The sequence below is a fragment of the Kitasatospora sp. NBC_00240 genome (genome assembly GCF_026342405.1).
Lineage (GTDB): Bacteria > Actinomycetota > Actinomycetes > Streptomycetales > Streptomycetaceae > Kitasatospora.
Genome location: NZ_JAPEMU010000001.1, coordinates 5479936 through 5496605, shown reverse-complemented (window position 1 = coordinate 5496605; position 16670 = coordinate 5479936). Strand labels below are relative to the sequence as shown.

Sequence of the window (16670 nt, the reverse complement as noted above, 5' to 3'; positions counted from 1 at the left end):
TGCCGAAACCGGCTTGACGCCCGGCTCGGGACAACCTACCGTGCCGACGAACGTATAACTAGCCGGTCGTCAAGTAAGTTCCCTCGGAACCGGGCGTCCGACACCCTCTCCTGGGAGAAGCTTTCATGCCACACAAGCAGGTCGGGAGCGCGGAGGACAGCTCCGCCGCCGCAGCCGAGGAGGTCCCCTCGGACGCTCCGGCGACCGCCGCGAAGGACTCCGAGCAGCAGTTCCGATCCCCCCGCGAGATCCGCCTGGTGATGACCGGCCTGGTCGTCACCATGCTGCTCGCCATGCTCGACAACCTGATCGTCGGCACCGCCATGCCGACCATCGTCGGCGACCTCGGCGGCGCCGAGCACCTGTCCTGGGTGGTCACCTCGTACACCCTGGCCACGGCGGCCTCGACCCCGATCTGGGGCAAGCTCGGCGACCTCTACGGCCGCAAGGGCACCTTCCTCACCTCCATCGTGATCTTCCTGGTCGGCTCGGCGCTCTCCGGCCTCTCCCAGAACATGAACGAGCTGATCGGCTTCCGCGCCCTGCAGGGCCTGGGCGCCGGTGGTCTGATGGTCGGCGTGATGTCGATCATGGGTGCGCTGATCGCGCCGCGTGACCGCGGCAAGTACCAGGGCATGTTCGCCGCGGTGATGGCCCTGGCCACCATCGGCGGCCCGCTGCTCGGCGGCTTCATCACCGACCACTTCAGCTGGCACTGGATCTTCTACATCAACCTGCCGCTGGGCGTCGTCGCGCTCGGCGTGGTCGTCGTCACCCTGCACCTGCCGAAGGTCCGCTCGACCGCGCGGATCGACTACGTCGGCGCCGTCCTGCTCACCGCCGGCATCACCGCGCTGACCCTGATCACCACCTGGGGCGGCCAGGAGTACGCCTGGGGCTCGAAGCAGATCCTCGGCCTGGGCGCGCTCGCCGTCGCCTCGCTGATCGCGTTCTGCTACGTCGAGCAGCGGGTCGAGGAGCCGATGCTCCCGCTCAGCCTGTTCAGCAACCTGAACTTCACGCTGGTCTCGGTCATCGGCTTCATCGTCGGCTTCGTGATGTTCGGCTCCACCGTCTTCCTGCCGCTCTACCAGCAGACCGTCCAGGGCGCCTCGGCGACCAACTCGGGCCTGCTGCTGATGCCGATGATGCTCGGCATGCTGGTGATCTCGCTGGTGGTCGGCCAGGCCGTCACCAAGACCGGCAAGTACCGGATCTTCCCGATCATCGGCACCCTCGTGATGACCGGCGGCATGCTGCTGCTCTCCACGATGGGCACCGAGACCAGCACCTTCACCTCCGCCTGCTTCATGGTGGTGCTCGGCGCGGGCATGGGCTTCCTGATGCAGATCACCATGCTGGTGGCGCAGAACAGCGTCGAGCTGAAGGACATGGGCGTGGCCAGCTCCACCGCCACCCTGTTCCGGACGATCGGCGGCTCCTTCGGTGTCGCGCTGTTCGGCGCGCTGTTCAACAACCAGGTCACCGCGACCATGAAGGACCGGCTCGGCGACCAGGCCGGCGCCGGTGCCGGCGCCAACCCCGGCCAGATGACCCCGGCCGCGCTCCGGACGCTCCCCGCCCCGGTGCAGGACGCCTACCACCACGCCGTCGCCAACGGCATGCACACGGTGTTCCTCTGGGGCGCCGCGGCCGCCGTGATCGCCGTCGCCGCCGCCATCTTCATGCGCGAGGTGCCGCTGCGCGGTACCGGCGAGCCGGCCGAGAAGAACCTCGAGGCCGCCGCGATCTGACCCACCCCGACGGCCCCGCTGCGACACCTGTCGCAGCGGGGCCGTCGGCCTGTACCGGGGCTGCTACCGCGGCAGCCGGTAGACACCCTGTGCCACCGGCTCGACCAGCCCGTCCGCCACCAGGCCGTCCAGGGCCCGGGCCCGCTGCACCGGCTCCGGCCAGACCTCGTCCAGCCGGGCCTGCGGCACCTCGCCGTGGGCCTCCCGCAGCACCGCGAGCAGCTTGCCCCGCACCTGTCGGTCGGTGCCCTCGTACGTCTGACCGCGCCGGGCCGGGCCCTCGTACGGCGGCCGGCCCGCCAGCTGCCAGGCGCAGTGCCGCCTCAACGGGCAGGCGCCGCACTCCGGGCTCCGCGCCGTACAGACCAGCGCGCCCAGCTCCATCACGCCGACCGCCCAGGTCGCGGCCGTCTCGGCGGTCTCCGGCAGCAGCGTGGTCGCCGTCCGGCGTTCGGCCGCCGTGGTCGCCTGCGCGGGGTACTCGACGCCCGTCACGGCCCGGGCGAACACCCGGCGGACGTTGGTGTCCAGCACCACGTGCCGCTGGCGGAAGGCGAACGAGGCGACCGCGGCGGCCGTGTACTCGCCCACGCCCGGCAGGGCGAGCAGCGAGGCGTGGTCGTCCGGCACCTCGCCGCCGTGCGTGGTGGTGATGGCGGTCGCGGCGCCGTGCAGTCTCAGCGCGCGGCGGGGGTAGCCGAGCCGCCCCCACATCCGGACCGCCTCGCCGGGTGCGTCCGCCGCCAGGTCGGCGGGCGTCGGCCAGCGCTCCAGCCAGGCCCGGTAGACCGGCAGCACCCGCTTGACCGGCGTCTGCTGCAGCATGAACTCGCTCACCATCACCGCCCACGGCGAGGCGTCCGGGGTTCGCCAGGGCAGGTCGCGCGCGTGGGCCTCGTACCAGTCGAGAACGGTCGAGTGCAGCAGCGGGGCGGGGGTGGTGGAAGTGGTAGCCATGACCCCCCGATCCTCCCACGGGCGCGGCCCGCCGTGTGCCGGTCCGCGTACCTGCCGGGTCCGCCGGTGCGCGGACCGGCGGGACACCCCCGGGCACCTGGCGGCGGCCGGACCGGGCCGGGGCGGGACGTTCCGCAAAGTCGTTCGGGGCGGGCTCCCGGGCCGTCCGGCCGGCCCCGGGCCACGCTCCGTGCACCAAGGACCCGCCTGCCGGCGCCGGCCCGCGGGGCACCGGGCGGCTCCCCCATCCGGCCCAAATTGCGGATCATGTGAAGGAAGGGGCGAGAGTGAGGTGTTGGTGCATCAAGGGACGCACAGTCTCTCGTAGAGTTTGCGCGTGCCTTCTCTGCGTCAACCCGTGGGACCGCTGCCGGCCTCGATCTACTGGCGTCGGCGAGTCGTCGTGCTCGCGGCCCTGGCCGCGGTCCTCGCCCTGGTCCTCTGGCTGACCTCCGATCAGGGAGGCGGCGGGGACCAGCACAAGACCGCCAAGCCGCTCCCCACCCCCGCCCAGGCGATCACCCCGGGTGCGGCTCCGACCGGCCCGGCCATCACCGGCCGCCCGGGCGGCACCGGCGGCGGCTCGGGGGGCGCCGGCTCCGGCGGGGTGTCGGGCTCCGGCGGCGGCGACGTCAGCCTGACCGGCGGCGGGACGGACGGCGGCAGCGCCCCGGCCCCCGGCGGCGGCACCGCCCCGGGCGGGACGGCCGCCCCTGGTACGACCGGCAGCCCCACCGGCAGCGGTGGGGCCGGCGGCACCAGCGGCGGCCCCGCGGCCCCACCGGTGAACACCGCCGAGGTGATGGCCCTGCCGGTCTGCGCCTCCTCCCAGGTGACGCTGGAGCTGTCGAGCGCTCAGAACGCCTACCAGCCGAAGGACAAGCCCCGGCTGGCCCTGACCGTACGCAACGCCGGCACCGCCGGCTGCCGGGTCGACCTCGGCCGGGTCAGCTCGCTGATCACCCTGACCGCCAGCAACGGCGAGCGGGTCTGGTCCTCCGGGGACTGCCCGACGGACCGTCAGAGCACCTGGGTGCAGATCGCGGCCGGCAGCGGCCTCACCGAGACCTTCACCTGGGACCGCAGCCGCAGCAAGCCGCAGTGCGCCTCCCCCGACGCGACGGCCGCACCCACCGGGAACTACCTGGTGGTGGCCGACCTGTCCGGGCTCTCCGGCGGCCTGGTCTCCGCCCGCTCCTCCATCCGGCTGGAGAGCTGACCGGCCGCAGCCGGTACGACGGACGAAGGGTCCCCGAGGAGCTTCCTCGGGGACCCTTCCGTCGTACCGGGCGGCGCCGGGTCAGACGTAGCGCTCCAGGATGGACGACTCCGCGAGCCGCGACAGCCCCTCGCGGACCGAGCGGGCCCGCGTCTCGCCGACGCCCTCGACGGTCTGCAGGTCGTCGATGCTGGCGGCGAGCAGCTTCTGCAGTCCGCCGAAGTGCTCTACCAGCCGCTCCATCACGGTGTTCGGCAGGCGCGGGATCTTCGCCAGCAGGCGGTAGCCCCGCGGGGAGACCGCGGAGTCCAGCGACTCCGGTGTGCCCGAGTAGCCGAGCGCCTTGGCGACGGTCTGCAGGTCGAGCAGCTCGGAGTGGGTGAGCGCCTCCAGGTCGGCGAGCACCTCCGGCACCGTCCGGCCGCGCTTGGCGGCCCGCTCGGGGAAGTAGTCGCGGGCGACCAGCTCGCGCTCGGGCTCGACGCCCTGGATCAGCTCGTCCAACTGGAGCGAGAGCAGCCGGCCGTCGGTGCCGAGCTCCAGCACGTAGCCGGCGATCTCGGTGGCGATCAGCCGGACCATCTCCAGGCGCTGGGCGACGGCCGTGACGTCCCGGACGGTGACCAGGTCCTCGATCTCCAGTGCGGAGAGCGTGCCGGCCACCTCGTCCAGGCGCAGCTTGTAGCGCTCCAGGGTGGCCAGCGCCTGGTTGGCCCGCGACAGCACGGTGGTCGAGTCCTCCAGGACGCGCCGGGTGCCGTTGACGTACATCGCGATCAGCCGCATCGAGTGCGAGACCGCGACCACCGGGAAGCCGGTCTGCTTGTTGACCCGCTCCGCGGTGCGGTGCCGGGTGCCGGTCTCCTCGGTGGGGATGCCGGGGTCGGGCATCAGGTGCACGCCGGCCCGGACGATCTTGGTGATGTCCTTGTCCAGCACCACCGCGCCGTCGAGCTTGCACAGCTCGCGCAGCCGGGTGGCCGAGAACTCGACGTCCAGGACGAAGCCGCCGGTGCACACGGACTCGACGGTCTTGTCGAAGCCGAGCACGATCAGCCCGCCGGTGTTGGCCCGCAGCACCCGCTCCAAGCCGTCGCGCAGCCCCGTTCCGGGCGCGATGGCACTGAGGGAAGCCCGCAACAGGGCCTCCTCACGGGAGGACTTGTCCGCCCGGTCGCTGGCTGCCACGTGACTCCTCCGGTCGACCTGCCGTGCGCCTCGCGCCGTGCGCCGGCCTACGGTCTGTCGCGCTCATTACTGCCTTGTTGCCAATTAGACAGGGGAAAGTCTAACTGCGTGCGGCAATAACAGGGCTTGGGTCAGCCCAGTTCGTCGGAGTCGACCGGCTCCCAGCCCTCCATCAGCTCCTCGGGGTAGGCCGCGACGGGTGCCCGGCGGGGTGCCGGGGGCGTCTCGGTCCGGGCCCCGGCGCCGGTTCCGGCCCCGGATTCGGCACCGGCCCGGGAGCCCGCCCCGGAGCGCGGCTTGGCGGCCGCCCGGCGACGGCCCGGGATCGCCTGCAGGGCCTCACCGATGTCGGCCACCTCGACCACCTTCATGCCGCGCGGCACCTTGCCCGGGTCCGGCGGGACGAGCGCGTGGGTGAAGCCGAGCCGGTGAGCCTCCGCCAGCCGCCGCTGCACGCCCGTCACCCGGCGGACCTCGCCGGCCAGGCCGACCTCGCCGATCGCCACCAGGTTGCTGGGCAGCGGGGTGTCCGAGGAGGAGCTGGCGACGGCCAGCGCGATCGCCAGGTCGGCGGACGGCTCGGTCAGCTTCACCCCGCCGACCGTCGCGGTGTAGATGTCCTGCTTGCCGAGCTTGACCCCGCCGTGCCGCTCGACCACGGCCAGGATCATCGCGATCCGGGGCGACTCCAGACCCGAGGTGGTCCGCCGGGGCGAGGGGATCTGCGAATCCACCATCAGCGCCTGCACCTCGGCGACCAGCGGGCGGCGGCCCTCCAGCGTGACGGTGAGGCAGGTGCCGGGCACGGGCTTGTCACGCCGGGTCAGGAAGAGACCGGACGGGTCGGCCAGCCCGACGATGCCCTCGTCGTGCAGCTCGAAGCAGCCGACCTCGTCGGTGGCGCCGTACCGGTTCTTGATCCCGCGGATGATCCGCAGCCGGGCGTGCCGGTCACCCTCGAAGCTCAGCACCACGTCGACCAGGTGCTCCAGCAGGCGCGGGCCGGCGATCGAGCCGTCCTTGGTGACGTGCCCGACCAGCAGGGTCGCCATGCCGCGCTCCTTGGAGACCCTGATCAGGGCCCCCGCCACCTCCCGGACCTGGGACGGACCGCCGGGCGAGCCGTCCAGCTCGGCGGAGGCGATGGTCTGCACCGAGTCCAGGATCAGCAACCCGGGCTTGACCTGGTCGATGTGGCCGAGCACCGCGCCGAGGTCGGACTCGGCGGCGAGGTAGAGGTGGTCGGAGAGGGCGTTGATCCGGTCGGCGCGCAGCCGGACCTGACCGGCCGACTCCTCGCCGGTGATGTACAGCGTGCGGTGCTGGTCGCTGGCGGCCTTGGCCGCGACGTCCAGCAGCAGGGTGGACTTCCCGACGCCGGGCTCGCCGGCCAGCAGCACCACCGCGCCGGGCACGATGCCACCGCCGAGCACCCGGTCCAGCTCCGGCACGCCGGTCGTGCGGGCGGTCGCGACCTGGCCGTCCACCTGCCCGATCGGCCGCGCGGGAGCGCTGACCGGACCGGCGGCGGTCGTCCTGATAGGGACGGCGCCGTACTCCTCGACCGTCCCCCAGGCGTTGCACTCGGGGCACCGGCCGACCCACTTGGGGAGCTGGTTGCCGCACTCCGTGCAGCGGTAGGCCGGGCGCGGCTTGGCGGTGGTCTTGGTACGGGCTGCCATGCGGCCCACCGTAGCGCCTGCCTCCGACAGTCCCGACCGGCCGCCCGGGCCGCCCCGCCCCCGGCAGCCGCTGGTGCCGAAGGGACACGGGCGGGTGGTGTTGTTACCCGAAAGAAGTACAGCGAGCCCGAATCGCCCGGCCCTGGCCCGCCGGCTCTCTACCGTCGGGCGGGTGACTACGCGTGTGGAAAGGTCCCGCAACCCGGTGCTCGCGGCCTACGACCGCCAGCTGGACGGACTGTTCACCTACTGCCTGTCGGTGCTGTGCGAGCACGAGGCGGCCGTCGAGGCGGTCCTGGAGGTCCGCGAGCTGGCCCTGCGGCACGGCGAGCGGCTGGCCGAGCCCGGGCTGCTCAGGGCCTGGCTCTACTCGCTGGCCCGGTACTGCTGCCTGGCCCGCCTGGAGCGCGGCCCCGGAGCTCCGGCGCCGGACGGCCCGCCCGCCGACTCCCCCGCGGGGGCCGGTGCGGGCCCGGCCGCGGCCCCCGCCGGTGACCACCACGGGGAGCTGGCCGCGCTGGCCTGGCCCGAGGCGGCCGGGACGGACCCGGAGCAGCGGGAGGCCCTGGAGCTCGCGGTGCGCCACCGGCTCAGTCCGATCGAGGTGGCGGCCGTGCTCGGGGTGCCGGCCGACACCGCGCGGGCGCTGCTGGCCTCCGGCGGCGCCGAGGTCCGGCGGACCAGGGCGGCCCTGCTGGTCCTGCTGGTCGGCAGCTGTCCGGAGCTGGACCGGCTGGCCGGCGCGGGCGCCGAGAGCTGGTGCGGGCCGGTCTCGGCCGGGCGCGGTCCGCAACCCGACGGCGGGCGGGGCGGGCGGGTGCTCGGCCCCGGGCTGCGCCGCGAGCTGGTCCAGCACGTGGTCGACTGCCCGACCTGCCGGGGGACGGCGGAGCGGGTCGCCGGCGAGGTACGGGAGGGGCTCACGGGTCTGCCGGGGCTGCCGATGCTCACCGCGCCGGCCACGGCCCGCTCCGGGCCGGCCGGCGCCGCCGACAGCACCTCAAGCGCCGGTGCGGCCGGCGCCGGACCCGACCCCACGGGCCCGGGCCGAGCCCGCGCCGAGCGGACCGCCCCCGGCCTGGCCGCCGTGCCCGCGCCGGCGGCTCCCGACCCGGCCCCGAACCCGGCCTCGCCGGCGAACGCCCACCCCGCCCGGGCGGCCCGCGGCGGCCCGGGCGCTGCCGGCGGGCCCGCCCGCAGCGGTGCGCCGGCCCGGCCCGGCGGTCCCTCGGGGCCGGCCGGAGCCGCGTTCCTGGCCGGCGCGGCCGCCGGCCGGCGAGCGGCCCGGGCGGCGGCCCGCCGCCGGCTGGAGGAGCCCGGCCTGCGCTTCGACCAGCGCGGGTTCCCCCGGCACCGGGCGCCCGCCCCGGCCCGGACCGGGGCGGTCCGCCAGCGGGTGCTGACCACGGGCGTCCTCGCGGCGGTGCTGGCCGCGCCGGTGGTCGCGCTCTGGGCCGGGCACCAGAACGGCGGGACGGCCGACGCGGCCGCCACGGTCTCCTCCGTGCGCGTCGACGACGACGGCCGCTCCGCGGGCCGCCGCTCGGCCGACGCACCGGCGGCCTCGCCGCTGCCCGGCGAGCCGGGCGCCGACCGCACCACCGGGCAGACCGGCGGCGGGCTCGAACTGGCCGGAGCCCTCCCCGCAGAAACGTTGTTCCCCAAGATCCAGGGCCCTGCCGTCCCCGTCCCCGCCCTCGGTTCGACCCCGATCGCCGGCGCGGCCCTGCACTCGACGCCGATGCCGCCGCCCGCCGCGCCCGGGCCCGCCCCGGTCGGGCTGCTCACGGTGGAGGCCGCCGAGTACGGCAGCCGCACGGTGATCACCATGACCAACGCGGGCGGGACGGAGATCCACTGGCACGCCGTCCTGGACGTGGACTGGCTGCGCCTCAGCCGGGACGCCGGCACGCTGGCACCCGGCCAGCGGATCACCGTCACCGTGACGGTCGACGAGGAACGCGCCCCCGCCGGCGCCTGGACGGCCCGGATCGCTCTCCCGCCGTCCCAGGCCGTGGTCACCCTGGAGGGCGGCCCGCACCAGCGCGGCGGGAGCCCGTCGACCCCCGCCGACCCGACCACCGCTCCGGGCACCGGTCCGGGCACCGGTCCGGGCCCGTCCACCGGGCCCACCGCCGGGACACCCGCCGACACCCCGACGGGTTCGCCGGGCACCGCCCCCGCCACCCCGCCGGGCGGCCCGGCCCCGTCGACACCGGCCACGACCCCCGAGCCCACCGGCGGCCCCACGCCCTCCCCCACGGACGGCGGCACGGCCGGCGCCACCGCGGCCCCCTCGGCCCCCGCCGCCTCGCCCTCCGCCGGGTCGCCCGCACCCGCGGGCACGGGCGGCCGCCACCAGCGGGCGGGGGGCGCGCCGGCCCACCGGTAGGCCGCCCTCCGAGCGGCCGGTGCCGTCCCGGCCCCGGACTGCGCCCCTGGCGGCGGACTCGTCCGGGAGGGCTCAGCGCGGCCTCAGCGCGGCCTCAGCGCGGCCGGATCGGCGGCAGCCGGTAGCTGCCGTCGAGCACCGCCGCCTGCGGCTGGTACAGCCGGATCATCGGCCGGAAGTCACCGGCCGGGGTCGGCAGCCAGTTCGCCGCCTCCGCCGGGTCCGCCGGCCGCTCCCGCTGCAGGACGAGCGTCAGCGAACCGTCCTCGCCGCGCACCAGCCCGGGCGTACGGTCGCCGATCGAGTACCGCTCGGCCGGGTTCGCGACCAGGTAGTACTCGGGCAGGGCGTACATGGTGACGGACCAGAAGGCGTCGACCGGCGGCGGCACGTCGAACCGCACGGTGTACGAGCGCTCGCCGGTCAGCTGCCGGCCCTCCTCGTCCAGGAACGCGGTGGCGTACACCGCCTCGTACGCGTGATTGCCCCAGAGGCCGGCCCGCGCGGCCGCCGCGCGGGTCAGGTAGGCCGCCCGGCGGTCGGCGATCCGCCACCGCGGGTCGTCCAGCGTGCCGGGGCCGAGGAAGTCGAGGTTGTAGTCGAAAAGGTGGAGATCGGCACTCCAGTCGCCGGCCGGCCGGCCCTCGACCGGCCGGGTCGCCTCCTCCACCCGCTGCTTGCCCGCGGCGAGCCCCTTGACCAGCGCGGCGGTCCACTCGGGGGCGGCCGCGCGGTAGGGCGACGGACCTTCGTCCAGCAGCCCGAGCGGCGAGAACCGCTGCTGGTACTCGACGTCCGCGGCGGCCGGCGGGAAGGCCGCCTGCCAGACCCGCAACCGCTCGAAGAAGGCCAGCTCCGCGGGCACGGACGGATCCGGCTCCGGCAGCCCGGCCGGTACGCCGCCCGGCGCCAGGGGAGCCACCGTCAGCTGCTCCTGGAGCGCCTTGATCCGGGGCAGGTCGGCGGGGCCGTCGCAGGCGATCCGGCCCACCACGGTGGCGATCGTGGTGGGCGAGGTGATCACCCCCGCCCCCGTGGGCGGCGATCCGTGCCAGCCCGGCGGCACGATCAGCCAGCGCTGCTCGGCGGTGCCGGTCGCCCGTCGGCCGACGTAGGCGAAGTTGTTGCTCCAGGCGTCGACGAACTGCAGCACGTAGTAGCCGCCGGCGGTGTCCGGGACGTGCAGCTCCAGGGGGCCCTCGGAGAGGTCGAGCTGGGCGATCGAGTAGACGGTGTCGTTGTTGACCGAGACGAACTCGTCCGCCGGGGCGGCCAGCTGCGAGGCGTGGCTGAACCGGTTGAACGGCGCGGGCAGGAGGCCGCCGAGGCCCTCGGCTCCCACGTGGTCGACCATCGAGAGGTCGGCGACCAGCGGATACCCGTAGATGTAGGCGTCGGCGGCGAGGGCTTCGAGCGCGGGCTCGGTCATGCGGGGTCCTTCCGGGCGGGTCGGCCGGCCGGGCTCCCGCGTACGGCGGTGCGGTACGGGGTGCGGGTGGGAAGGCGCGGCACGGGTGGGGACGGGGGCGCGGGGTGGGAGCGCGGGGTGTGGGCGGGAGCGCGGGCCGGGGCTGCCGGCGGGTTCCCGGGCGACGGGGTCAGCGCGGGGTGAGCTCCGGCAGCGCCCAGTCGCCGTCCAGGACGGCCCGGGCCGGTCCGTACACCCGGATGACGATGCTGAACGGACCGTCCGGCGCGGGCAGCCAGTTGGCGCTGTGCTCGGCATCGGCCGGCCGCTTGACCTGGACGTACAGGGCCAGACCGCCGTCCGCGTCGCGGACCAGGCCGGGGGTGCGGTCGCCGATCGAGTAGCGCCCGATCGGGTTGTCGACCAGCAGCCGGTCCGGCAGCGCGTACACGGTCGCCGACCAGAAGAACTCGGCCGGGGGCAGCCCACCGGGCGCGAAGCGCAGGACGTAGTCCCGGTCGGCGGCGTTCGGCGGGCTGTTGCCCTCACTGTCGGCCACCCATCCGCCGTACCAGGCCTCCTCGACCGGCAGGCCGTACAGGCCCTTCCTGGCGGCGACGGCCCGCCCGAGGGGGTCGCCGCCGATCTGTTCACGGGTACCGAACAGGCCGTCCGCCCTGGTCGCCACGGCGGCGGCGTGGTCCAGATCGGCCCGGCCGTCGGCGATCCCGCGCTCGATCTCGGCCCGTACCTCGACCGGCAGCGCGGCGGGCTCGAACTCGCCCCGGCCGTCCACGCCCAGGGCCGCCAGCCGGCGGCGCAGGTCGGCCTCGGCGGGCAGCACCGGGAAGAAGCCGAGCAGGAAGTCCAGGAAGCTGAAGAACTCGATGGTGCCGAGGACCTCCTCGCGCCAGACCGGCCACACCGGCTGGGGCGCGGGCGGCGGGGCCTCGGTGCCCGTGTACTCGTGCAGCGGCCGGAGCCGGTACTGCTGCTGGACCGCCCTCAGGTCCGCCACGTCCTCCGGGGACGTCCCGGCGAGGTACGTCCGGCCGAGGATCCCGACCAGCTGCGTCGCCGTCCGGATCACCCCGGCGATGCCGGCCGGCACCTCCCCCTGCCAGCCCGGTCCGGCCACCAGGTGGTCGCCCGCCCCCGGCCCGGTGACGCGGGAGCCGACGAAACCCGCGTACACGGTGTCCAGCTCGTGCACCGGGATCACGTAGTAGCGGTCCTCGGCGGGCACCGAGATCACCCACGGCTCGGCGCGCAGGTCGAGCCAGGCCCACGAGTACGGGGTGTCGTTGTTGGGCGTCACCACGTCCGTGCTGGCCGGGGTGGACGGCTGGGAGTAGTGCCGGAAGACGCCGAATCCGCCGACGAAGCGCGGATCGGCGTCGTCGACGGCCTGCGGGTACATCGTGCGGTAGTTCTCCAGGAGGGCGTAGCCCCAGATCCAGGCCTCGGCAGCGGTCGGGCGGATGGTGTCCGGGTCGACGAGCGTCGGGTTTCCCATGGCGACGGTCTCTCCTAGGCAGCGCACTGATCAGGACATAGCAGTACAAAAGGATGCTATGTGCCCCCGAATGGATCAGCACTCTGCGTACCCCGGACGGGCGTGGCGGTGACCGCCGGGGCGGGTCCGGGGCGCGGCCCGGACCCGTACCCGCCGGCCCGTCGGCACGAGGCGTCAGGAGCGGAGGTGGTCAGCGCGGGGGTGGCAGGCGGTTGAGGAAGACCTCGAAGGCCGTCGGCTTCACCGCCGTCACCCCCGTGAACGGGAAGTCCATCTCCTTGATGACGATCAGTGAGATCACCACCAGCCCGCTCAGCGCCAGCACCATCAGCGTGTGGGAGAGCGTGTTGGAGAGGCCGAACAGGAAGGTGAAGCCGACCGTCAGGACCGCCCCGGCGATCAGCGCCACCCAGAGCAGCGTCGGCACCTCGTCGTCCACCTGGTTCAGCCGCTGACGGCGCTCGGAGGCCAGCTTCTCCAGGTGGCTGACGGCGTGCTCGTACAGGACGTTCTGCTGCTCGCTCTCCGGCTTGATGGCGAACACGTCCGCCCGCATCCCGTACACCAGCTGGGTGGCCTCCGGGCTGCTGTGGTGATCGGCCATCAGCGGCCACTCGGTGTCCATCACCAGCCGGGCGTAGTCGAGCGTGCGCTTCTCCAGCTGGGGGCCGAGCGGCGCCGGGAGCTCGCGGGAGATCCAGTAGATGCCGGCCAGCGAGTCGGCCTCCTGGAAGGTGGTCTTACGGGCGGAGTCGTTGTTCTCCCAGACGGCGATCACCACGAAGGCGAGCAGGACGGCGTAGAGCACGCCGACCGCGGCGAAGATGAAGCCGGCCACGTCGTTGTGGGCCTCGCGGACCGGGTGCGGGACGTAACGCTGCAGCAGTTTCAGGGCAGCGGCCAGGCAGAGCAGGACGATGACCAGGGTGCCGATGTCCATCCAACTCATGGGCTGTTCCTCGTGATCGGGCGGACTGTCATGGTCAGGTGGAGCGGGGCGACGGCCGGGGCGCGCCGGCGGCCGGCCCGAGGGCCCGTCGCGGCGGCCGCCGCGCGACGGGCGGGCCGGGGCGCGGCTGCGCGGGCCGACGGCCTTACCGGGCGGCCTGGGAGGCACGGTGGCCTTACCGGGCGGCCGGAGGCGGTGGCCCTGCCGGACGGCACAGGGCGCTGCTCGTGACCGGCGGGCGGCGCCGGACGGAACGCCGGGCCGGCGAGACCGGCGAGACCGGCCGACCCGGCCGACCCGGCCGACCCGGCCGCGGGGTCAGTGGCTGCGCCGGGTGACCAGTTCCGCGAGCGCCAGCAGGTCGTCGGCGTCGGCCGGCTCGGGCACGGCAGCGGCCAGGTGGTCGATGGCGGCGGCCATCCGCTCGCAGGACTCGCCCTGGGCCCAGGCCCGACCGCCGGCCGCCTCCACCGCCCGGGCGCAGCGCGCCAGCTCGTCATCGGTCAGCGGGCGGTCCAGGTTGTAGAGGCTGGCGAGCACCGCGGCCTCGGCCGTGCCGGCGCCGAGGGCGGCCACCACCGGGAGGGACTTCTTCCGGGCCACCAGGTCCGCGCCGACCGGCTTGCCGGTGACCTCGGGGTCGCCCCAGATCCCGATCAGGTCGTCGATCAGCTGGAACGCCAGGCCGATCTCGCGACCGAACGCGTCCATCGCCCGGGCGGCCTCCTCGCCGGCCCCCGCGTAGAGGGCGCCGACGGCGCAGGCGCAGCCCAGCAGGGCGCCGGTCTTGGCCTCGGCCATCGCCAGGCATTCGGCGAGCGAAACGTCACTGCGCTGTTCGAAGGCGCAATCGGCCTGCTGGCCCGCGCACAGCTCGACCACGCAGTCGGCGAGGCGCCGGACGGCGGCCTGCGCCGCCGGGTGGGTGTCCTCGGCGAGGGTGCGCAGGGCCAGCGAGTGCAGGGCGTCACCGGCGAGGATCGCCTCGGTGGTGCCGAAGACCCGCCAGGCGGTGAGGCGGTGACGCCTGGTGTCGTCCCCGTCGATGACGTCGTCGTGGAGCAGCGTGAAGTTGTGGATCAGCTCCACCGCGGCGGCGGCGCGGGCCGCGGCGGCGGGATCCCCGCCGAGGGCCTGGGTCGCCGCCAGCACCAGGGCGGGCCTGATCGCCTTGCCGGCGGGCGCGGCCGCCGGGGAGCCGTCGGACTCCGACCAGCCGAAGTGGTAGGCCGCGATGCGTCGTAGGGACGGGGGCAGGGTGCCGACGGCCGCGCGCAGAGCCGGATCGACGGATCCGCGGGCCCGGGCGAGCACGTCGTCGACGTCGCTTCCCTCCCGATGGTCCCGTTCCACTGCGAAGATCCCCATGGTTCCTCCCCTGCTGTGAGAACGCTGTCCTGATGGTGCGCCGCGCCGGCGGTTCACGCGCCGGCGGGTCCTGCGGCCGCCCCGTTGCCGGCAGGTCTTGGTGCCAGGGCCCGCGGAAGGCGGACCCGGCGGAAGGGCGGCCCGGCGGTCGGTCCGTCCACCGGGCGGCAGGGCCCCGGGCCGTCCGGGCGCGGCGCGCGGCCGGCCCGGGCGGCCCGGGGTCGGGGCGGTGAATTCGACGGGCGATCACCGGAATCCGGGAATTCGCTGCCGGGAGAATTCGACGGACGCCCCGGAAAAGGCCGTCAGTCCCTGGGGCGGGCGACGTCGACGTTCTCCAGCACGCCGATCGCGTCGGGCACCAGAATGGCGGCGGAATAGTAGGCGCTCACCAGGTAGGAGATGATCGCCTTCTCGTTGATCCCCATGAAGCGGACCGAGAGACTGGGCTGGTACTCGTCCGGAATGCCGGTCTGGTGCAGGCCGACGACGCCCTGGTTGTCCTCGCCGGTACGCAGCGCGAGAATCGAACTCGTGTGCCCGTCCAGGATCGGAATCTTGTTGGACGGGAAGATCGGCACCCCCCGCCAGGCCGGGACATGGTGCCCCTGCACGTCCAGCGCGTCCGGATAGAGGCCGCGCCGGCTGCACTCCCGGCCGAATGCGGCGATCGCCTTCGGGTGGGCGAGGAAGAACTTGGTGCCCCGACGCCGGCTGAGCAACTCGTCCATGTCGTCGGGGGTGGGCGGGCCGGAGTGGGTCTGGATGCGCTGGTCGTAGTCGGCGTTGTGCAGCAGGCCGAACTCGCGGTTGTTGATCAACTCGTGCTCCTGCGCCTCGCGCAGGGCCTCGATCGTCAGCTTCAACTGCTGCTCGATCTGGTTCATCGGCTGGTTGTAGAGGTCCGCGACCCGGCTGTGCACCTGGAGCACCGTCTGGGCGACGCTCAGCTCGTACTCGCGCGGCGCGAGCTCGTAGTCCACGAAGGTGCCGGGCAGCTCGTACTCGCCCTCGTGGCCGGCGGACAGCTCGATCTCCGCCTCGCCGTGACGATTCTGCGCGGCCTGGGAGCCCGCCAGGTAGGTCAGGATCTGCCCGCGCAGGGCCTCCGAGCGGTCCGCCAGCTCCTGGAAGGCGGGCCAGGGCAACGCGAGCACCGTGCCCGCGGTGGCGGCCTTGACGGTGTACTCCCAGGTGGCGTCGGCCTGCAGCAGGGCCTCGTCGCCGAGGTGGTCGCCGTCCGCGAGGAAGCCGACCACCGTCTCGTCGCCGTACTTGCCCCGGCCGACCTTGTTGACCTTGCCGTGGGCGATCAGGAAGACCTCTTCGACCGGGCGCCCGGCCTCGACCAGCACCTCGCCCGAGGAGAAGTCGCGCTGGACGAAGCGGGCCGCCAGCTCCGTCAGCAGGCCCTCGTCCTCGAAACCGCGCAGCACCGGCAGCTCGCGCAGCGAGGGCGGCACCAGGCGGACGTCCGCCCCCGTCTTGACGAAACTCACCCGGCCGCGTCCGACCGCGTACGTGAGGCGCCGGTTGACGCGGTACGTACCACCGGCCACCTGCACCCAGGGGAGCATCTTCAGCAGCCAGCGGGAGCTGATGCCCTGCATCTGCGGCGCGGACTTGGTGGTGGTCGCGAGGTTCTTCGCGCCCGCCGTGCCAAGGCTCTGCTGCTGCCGGGTTTGCGCCTGCCCACCCTGCGCAGGAATACCGACGTTGGTTTCGGTCGACATACAGGAGCCCTTCGTGTTAACCGAATGAAGTGTCGCCTTGCACCAATCATGGTGGGGCCGTTCGAGCTAACCTGCAATCACTCTTTCGAGTGGTCGACATGGCAGGATAATTAGTACGACTGGATCAGTTGAGCGATTACGGTTCGACCTTTGTTCGAGCCGCACGGCGGCTGTCCGGGCATCGCCCGGCGCCGGTCCACGGCGCTCTCGAAAGCTCCTCGAAAAGCCACCGGAAATACCATTCACCCCATTCGGTTCACACTCCGGAAATTCCCCGGAAAACCGGTCGCGGCGAATCGGCCGGCACCGTTCGGCAAGGGCCGCGCCCCCGCCTGCCGGCCCGGGTCGGCAGGCGGCCGGTCCGGCCCGGACCCGCGTTCACGAAGACGCCGAAGGAGCGCTAAGGTGCCACCTCAAGGGCACGTCCAAGGCGCCGAAGTCACTGAAGCCGTTGGCCGACCGCCGGGTTTCGTATGCCTACGCACCGAGCAAGCGGCCGGACCG

11 protein-coding genes are annotated in these 16670 nt (G+C 74.1%); 3 read left to right on the top strand and 8 right to left on the bottom strand.

Annotated elements, in window-relative coordinates; translation table 11 throughout:
* Positions 1-125: 125 nt before the first annotated feature.
* A complete protein-coding gene (locus OG689_RS23350; RefSeq protein ID WP_266322859.1) occupies positions 126-1754 on the top strand; it encodes an MDR family MFS transporter in 1629 nt (542 codons plus the stop codon).
* A gap of 63 nt (positions 1755-1817) precedes the next feature.
* On the opposite strand, the gene OG689_RS23345 is transcribed toward OG689_RS23350, so the two are convergent.
* Positions 1818-2711, bottom strand: coding sequence for an A/G-specific adenine glycosylase (locus tag OG689_RS23345; protein WP_266322858.1), 894 nt, complete (start codon positions 2709-2711; stop codon positions 1818-1820).
* A gap of 337 nt (positions 2712-3048) precedes the next feature.
* Between OG689_RS23345 and OG689_RS23340 the strand changes: the two genes are divergently transcribed.
* Entirely contained in the window at positions 3049-3930 is an 882-nt protein-coding gene (locus tag OG689_RS23340; protein ID WP_266322857.1) for a hypothetical protein, read from the top strand.
* Positions 3931-4011: 81 nt separating this feature from the next.
* On the opposite strand, the gene disA is transcribed toward OG689_RS23340, so the two are convergent.
* Both disA and radA read right to left on the bottom strand, forming a co-directional pair.
* Positions 4012-5070, bottom strand: coding sequence for a DNA integrity scanning diadenylate cyclase DisA (gene disA / locus OG689_RS23335; RefSeq protein ID WP_073924767.1), 1059 nt, complete (start codon positions 5068-5070; stop codon positions 4012-4014).
* Positions 5071-5249: 179 nt separating this feature from the next.
* Complete coding sequence (gene radA, locus OG689_RS23330) at positions 5250-6800, bottom strand: DNA repair protein RadA (RefSeq protein WP_266322856.1); 1551 nt, start codon at positions 6798-6800, stop codon at positions 5250-5252.
* A gap of 172 nt (positions 6801-6972) precedes the next feature.
* Here radA and OG689_RS23325 point away from each other — a divergent pair, with 172 nt between their 5' ends.
* Positions 6973-9192 (top strand): hypothetical protein, encoded by a 2220-nt coding sequence (locus OG689_RS23325; RefSeq protein WP_266322855.1) that lies wholly within the window; start codon positions 6973-6975, stop codon positions 9190-9192.
* Positions 9193-9286: 94 nt separating this feature from the next.
* Here OG689_RS23325 and OG689_RS23320 read toward each other — a convergent pair whose 3' ends face one another.
* From OG689_RS23320 to OG689_RS23300, 5 genes are all read right to left on the bottom strand, one after another.
* Entirely contained in the window at positions 9287-10621 is a 1335-nt protein-coding gene (locus tag OG689_RS23320) for a DUF1254 domain-containing protein (protein WP_266322854.1), read from the bottom strand.
* A gap of 169 nt (positions 10622-10790) precedes the next feature.
* On the bottom strand, positions 10791-12116 hold the full coding sequence (locus OG689_RS23315) for a DUF1254 domain-containing protein (RefSeq protein WP_266322853.1): 1326 nt from the start codon (positions 12114-12116) through the stop codon (positions 10791-10793).
* A gap of 190 nt (positions 12117-12306) precedes the next feature.
* Complete coding sequence (locus tag OG689_RS23310; RefSeq protein WP_266322852.1) at positions 12307-13065, bottom strand: DUF4239 domain-containing protein; 759 nt, start codon at positions 13063-13065, stop codon at positions 12307-12309.
* 318 nt (positions 13066-13383) lie between these two features.
* Positions 13384-14433, bottom strand: coding sequence for a family 2 encapsulin nanocompartment cargo protein polyprenyl transferase (locus OG689_RS23305; RefSeq protein WP_266322851.1), 1050 nt, complete (start codon positions 14431-14433; stop codon positions 13384-13386).
* Positions 14434-14738: 305 nt separating this feature from the next.
* Positions 14739-16166, bottom strand: coding sequence for a family 2B encapsulin nanocompartment shell protein (locus tag OG689_RS23300; protein ID WP_266322850.1), 1428 nt, complete (start codon positions 16164-16166; stop codon positions 14739-14741).
* Between the last annotated feature and the right edge of the window lie 504 nt (positions 16167-16670).

What these genes read in the sequence shown, in the direction of transcription:
- radA (WP_266322856.1), bottom strand. Translation starts at nt 6,800, where the DNA reads ATGGCAGCCCGTACCAAGACCACCGCCAAGCCGCGCCCGGCCTACCGC.
- OG689_RS23305 (WP_266322851.1), bottom strand. Translation starts at nt 14,433, where the DNA reads ATGGGGATCTTCGCAGTGGAACGGGACCATCGGGAGGGAAGCGACGTC.
- OG689_RS23315 (WP_266322853.1), bottom strand. Translation starts at nt 12,116, where the DNA reads ATGGGAAACCCGACGCTCGTCGACCCGGACACCATCCGCCCGACCGCT.
- OG689_RS23300 (WP_266322850.1), bottom strand. Translation starts at nt 16,166, where the DNA reads ATGTCGACCGAAACCAACGTCGGTATTCCTGCGCAGGGTGGGCAGGCG.
- OG689_RS23350 (WP_266322859.1), top strand. Translation starts at nt 126, where the DNA reads ATGCCACACAAGCAGGTCGGGAGCGCGGAGGACAGCTCCGCCGCCGCA.
- OG689_RS23320 (WP_266322854.1), bottom strand. Translation starts at nt 10,621, where the DNA reads ATGACCGAGCCCGCGCTCGAAGCCCTCGCCGCCGACGCCTACATCTAC.
- OG689_RS23345 (WP_266322858.1), bottom strand. Translation starts at nt 2,711, where the DNA reads ATGGCTACCACTTCCACCACCCCCGCCCCGCTGCTGCACTCGACCGTT.
- OG689_RS23310 (WP_266322852.1), bottom strand. Translation starts at nt 13,065, where the DNA reads ATGAGTTGGATGGACATCGGCACCCTGGTCATCGTCCTGCTCTGCCTG.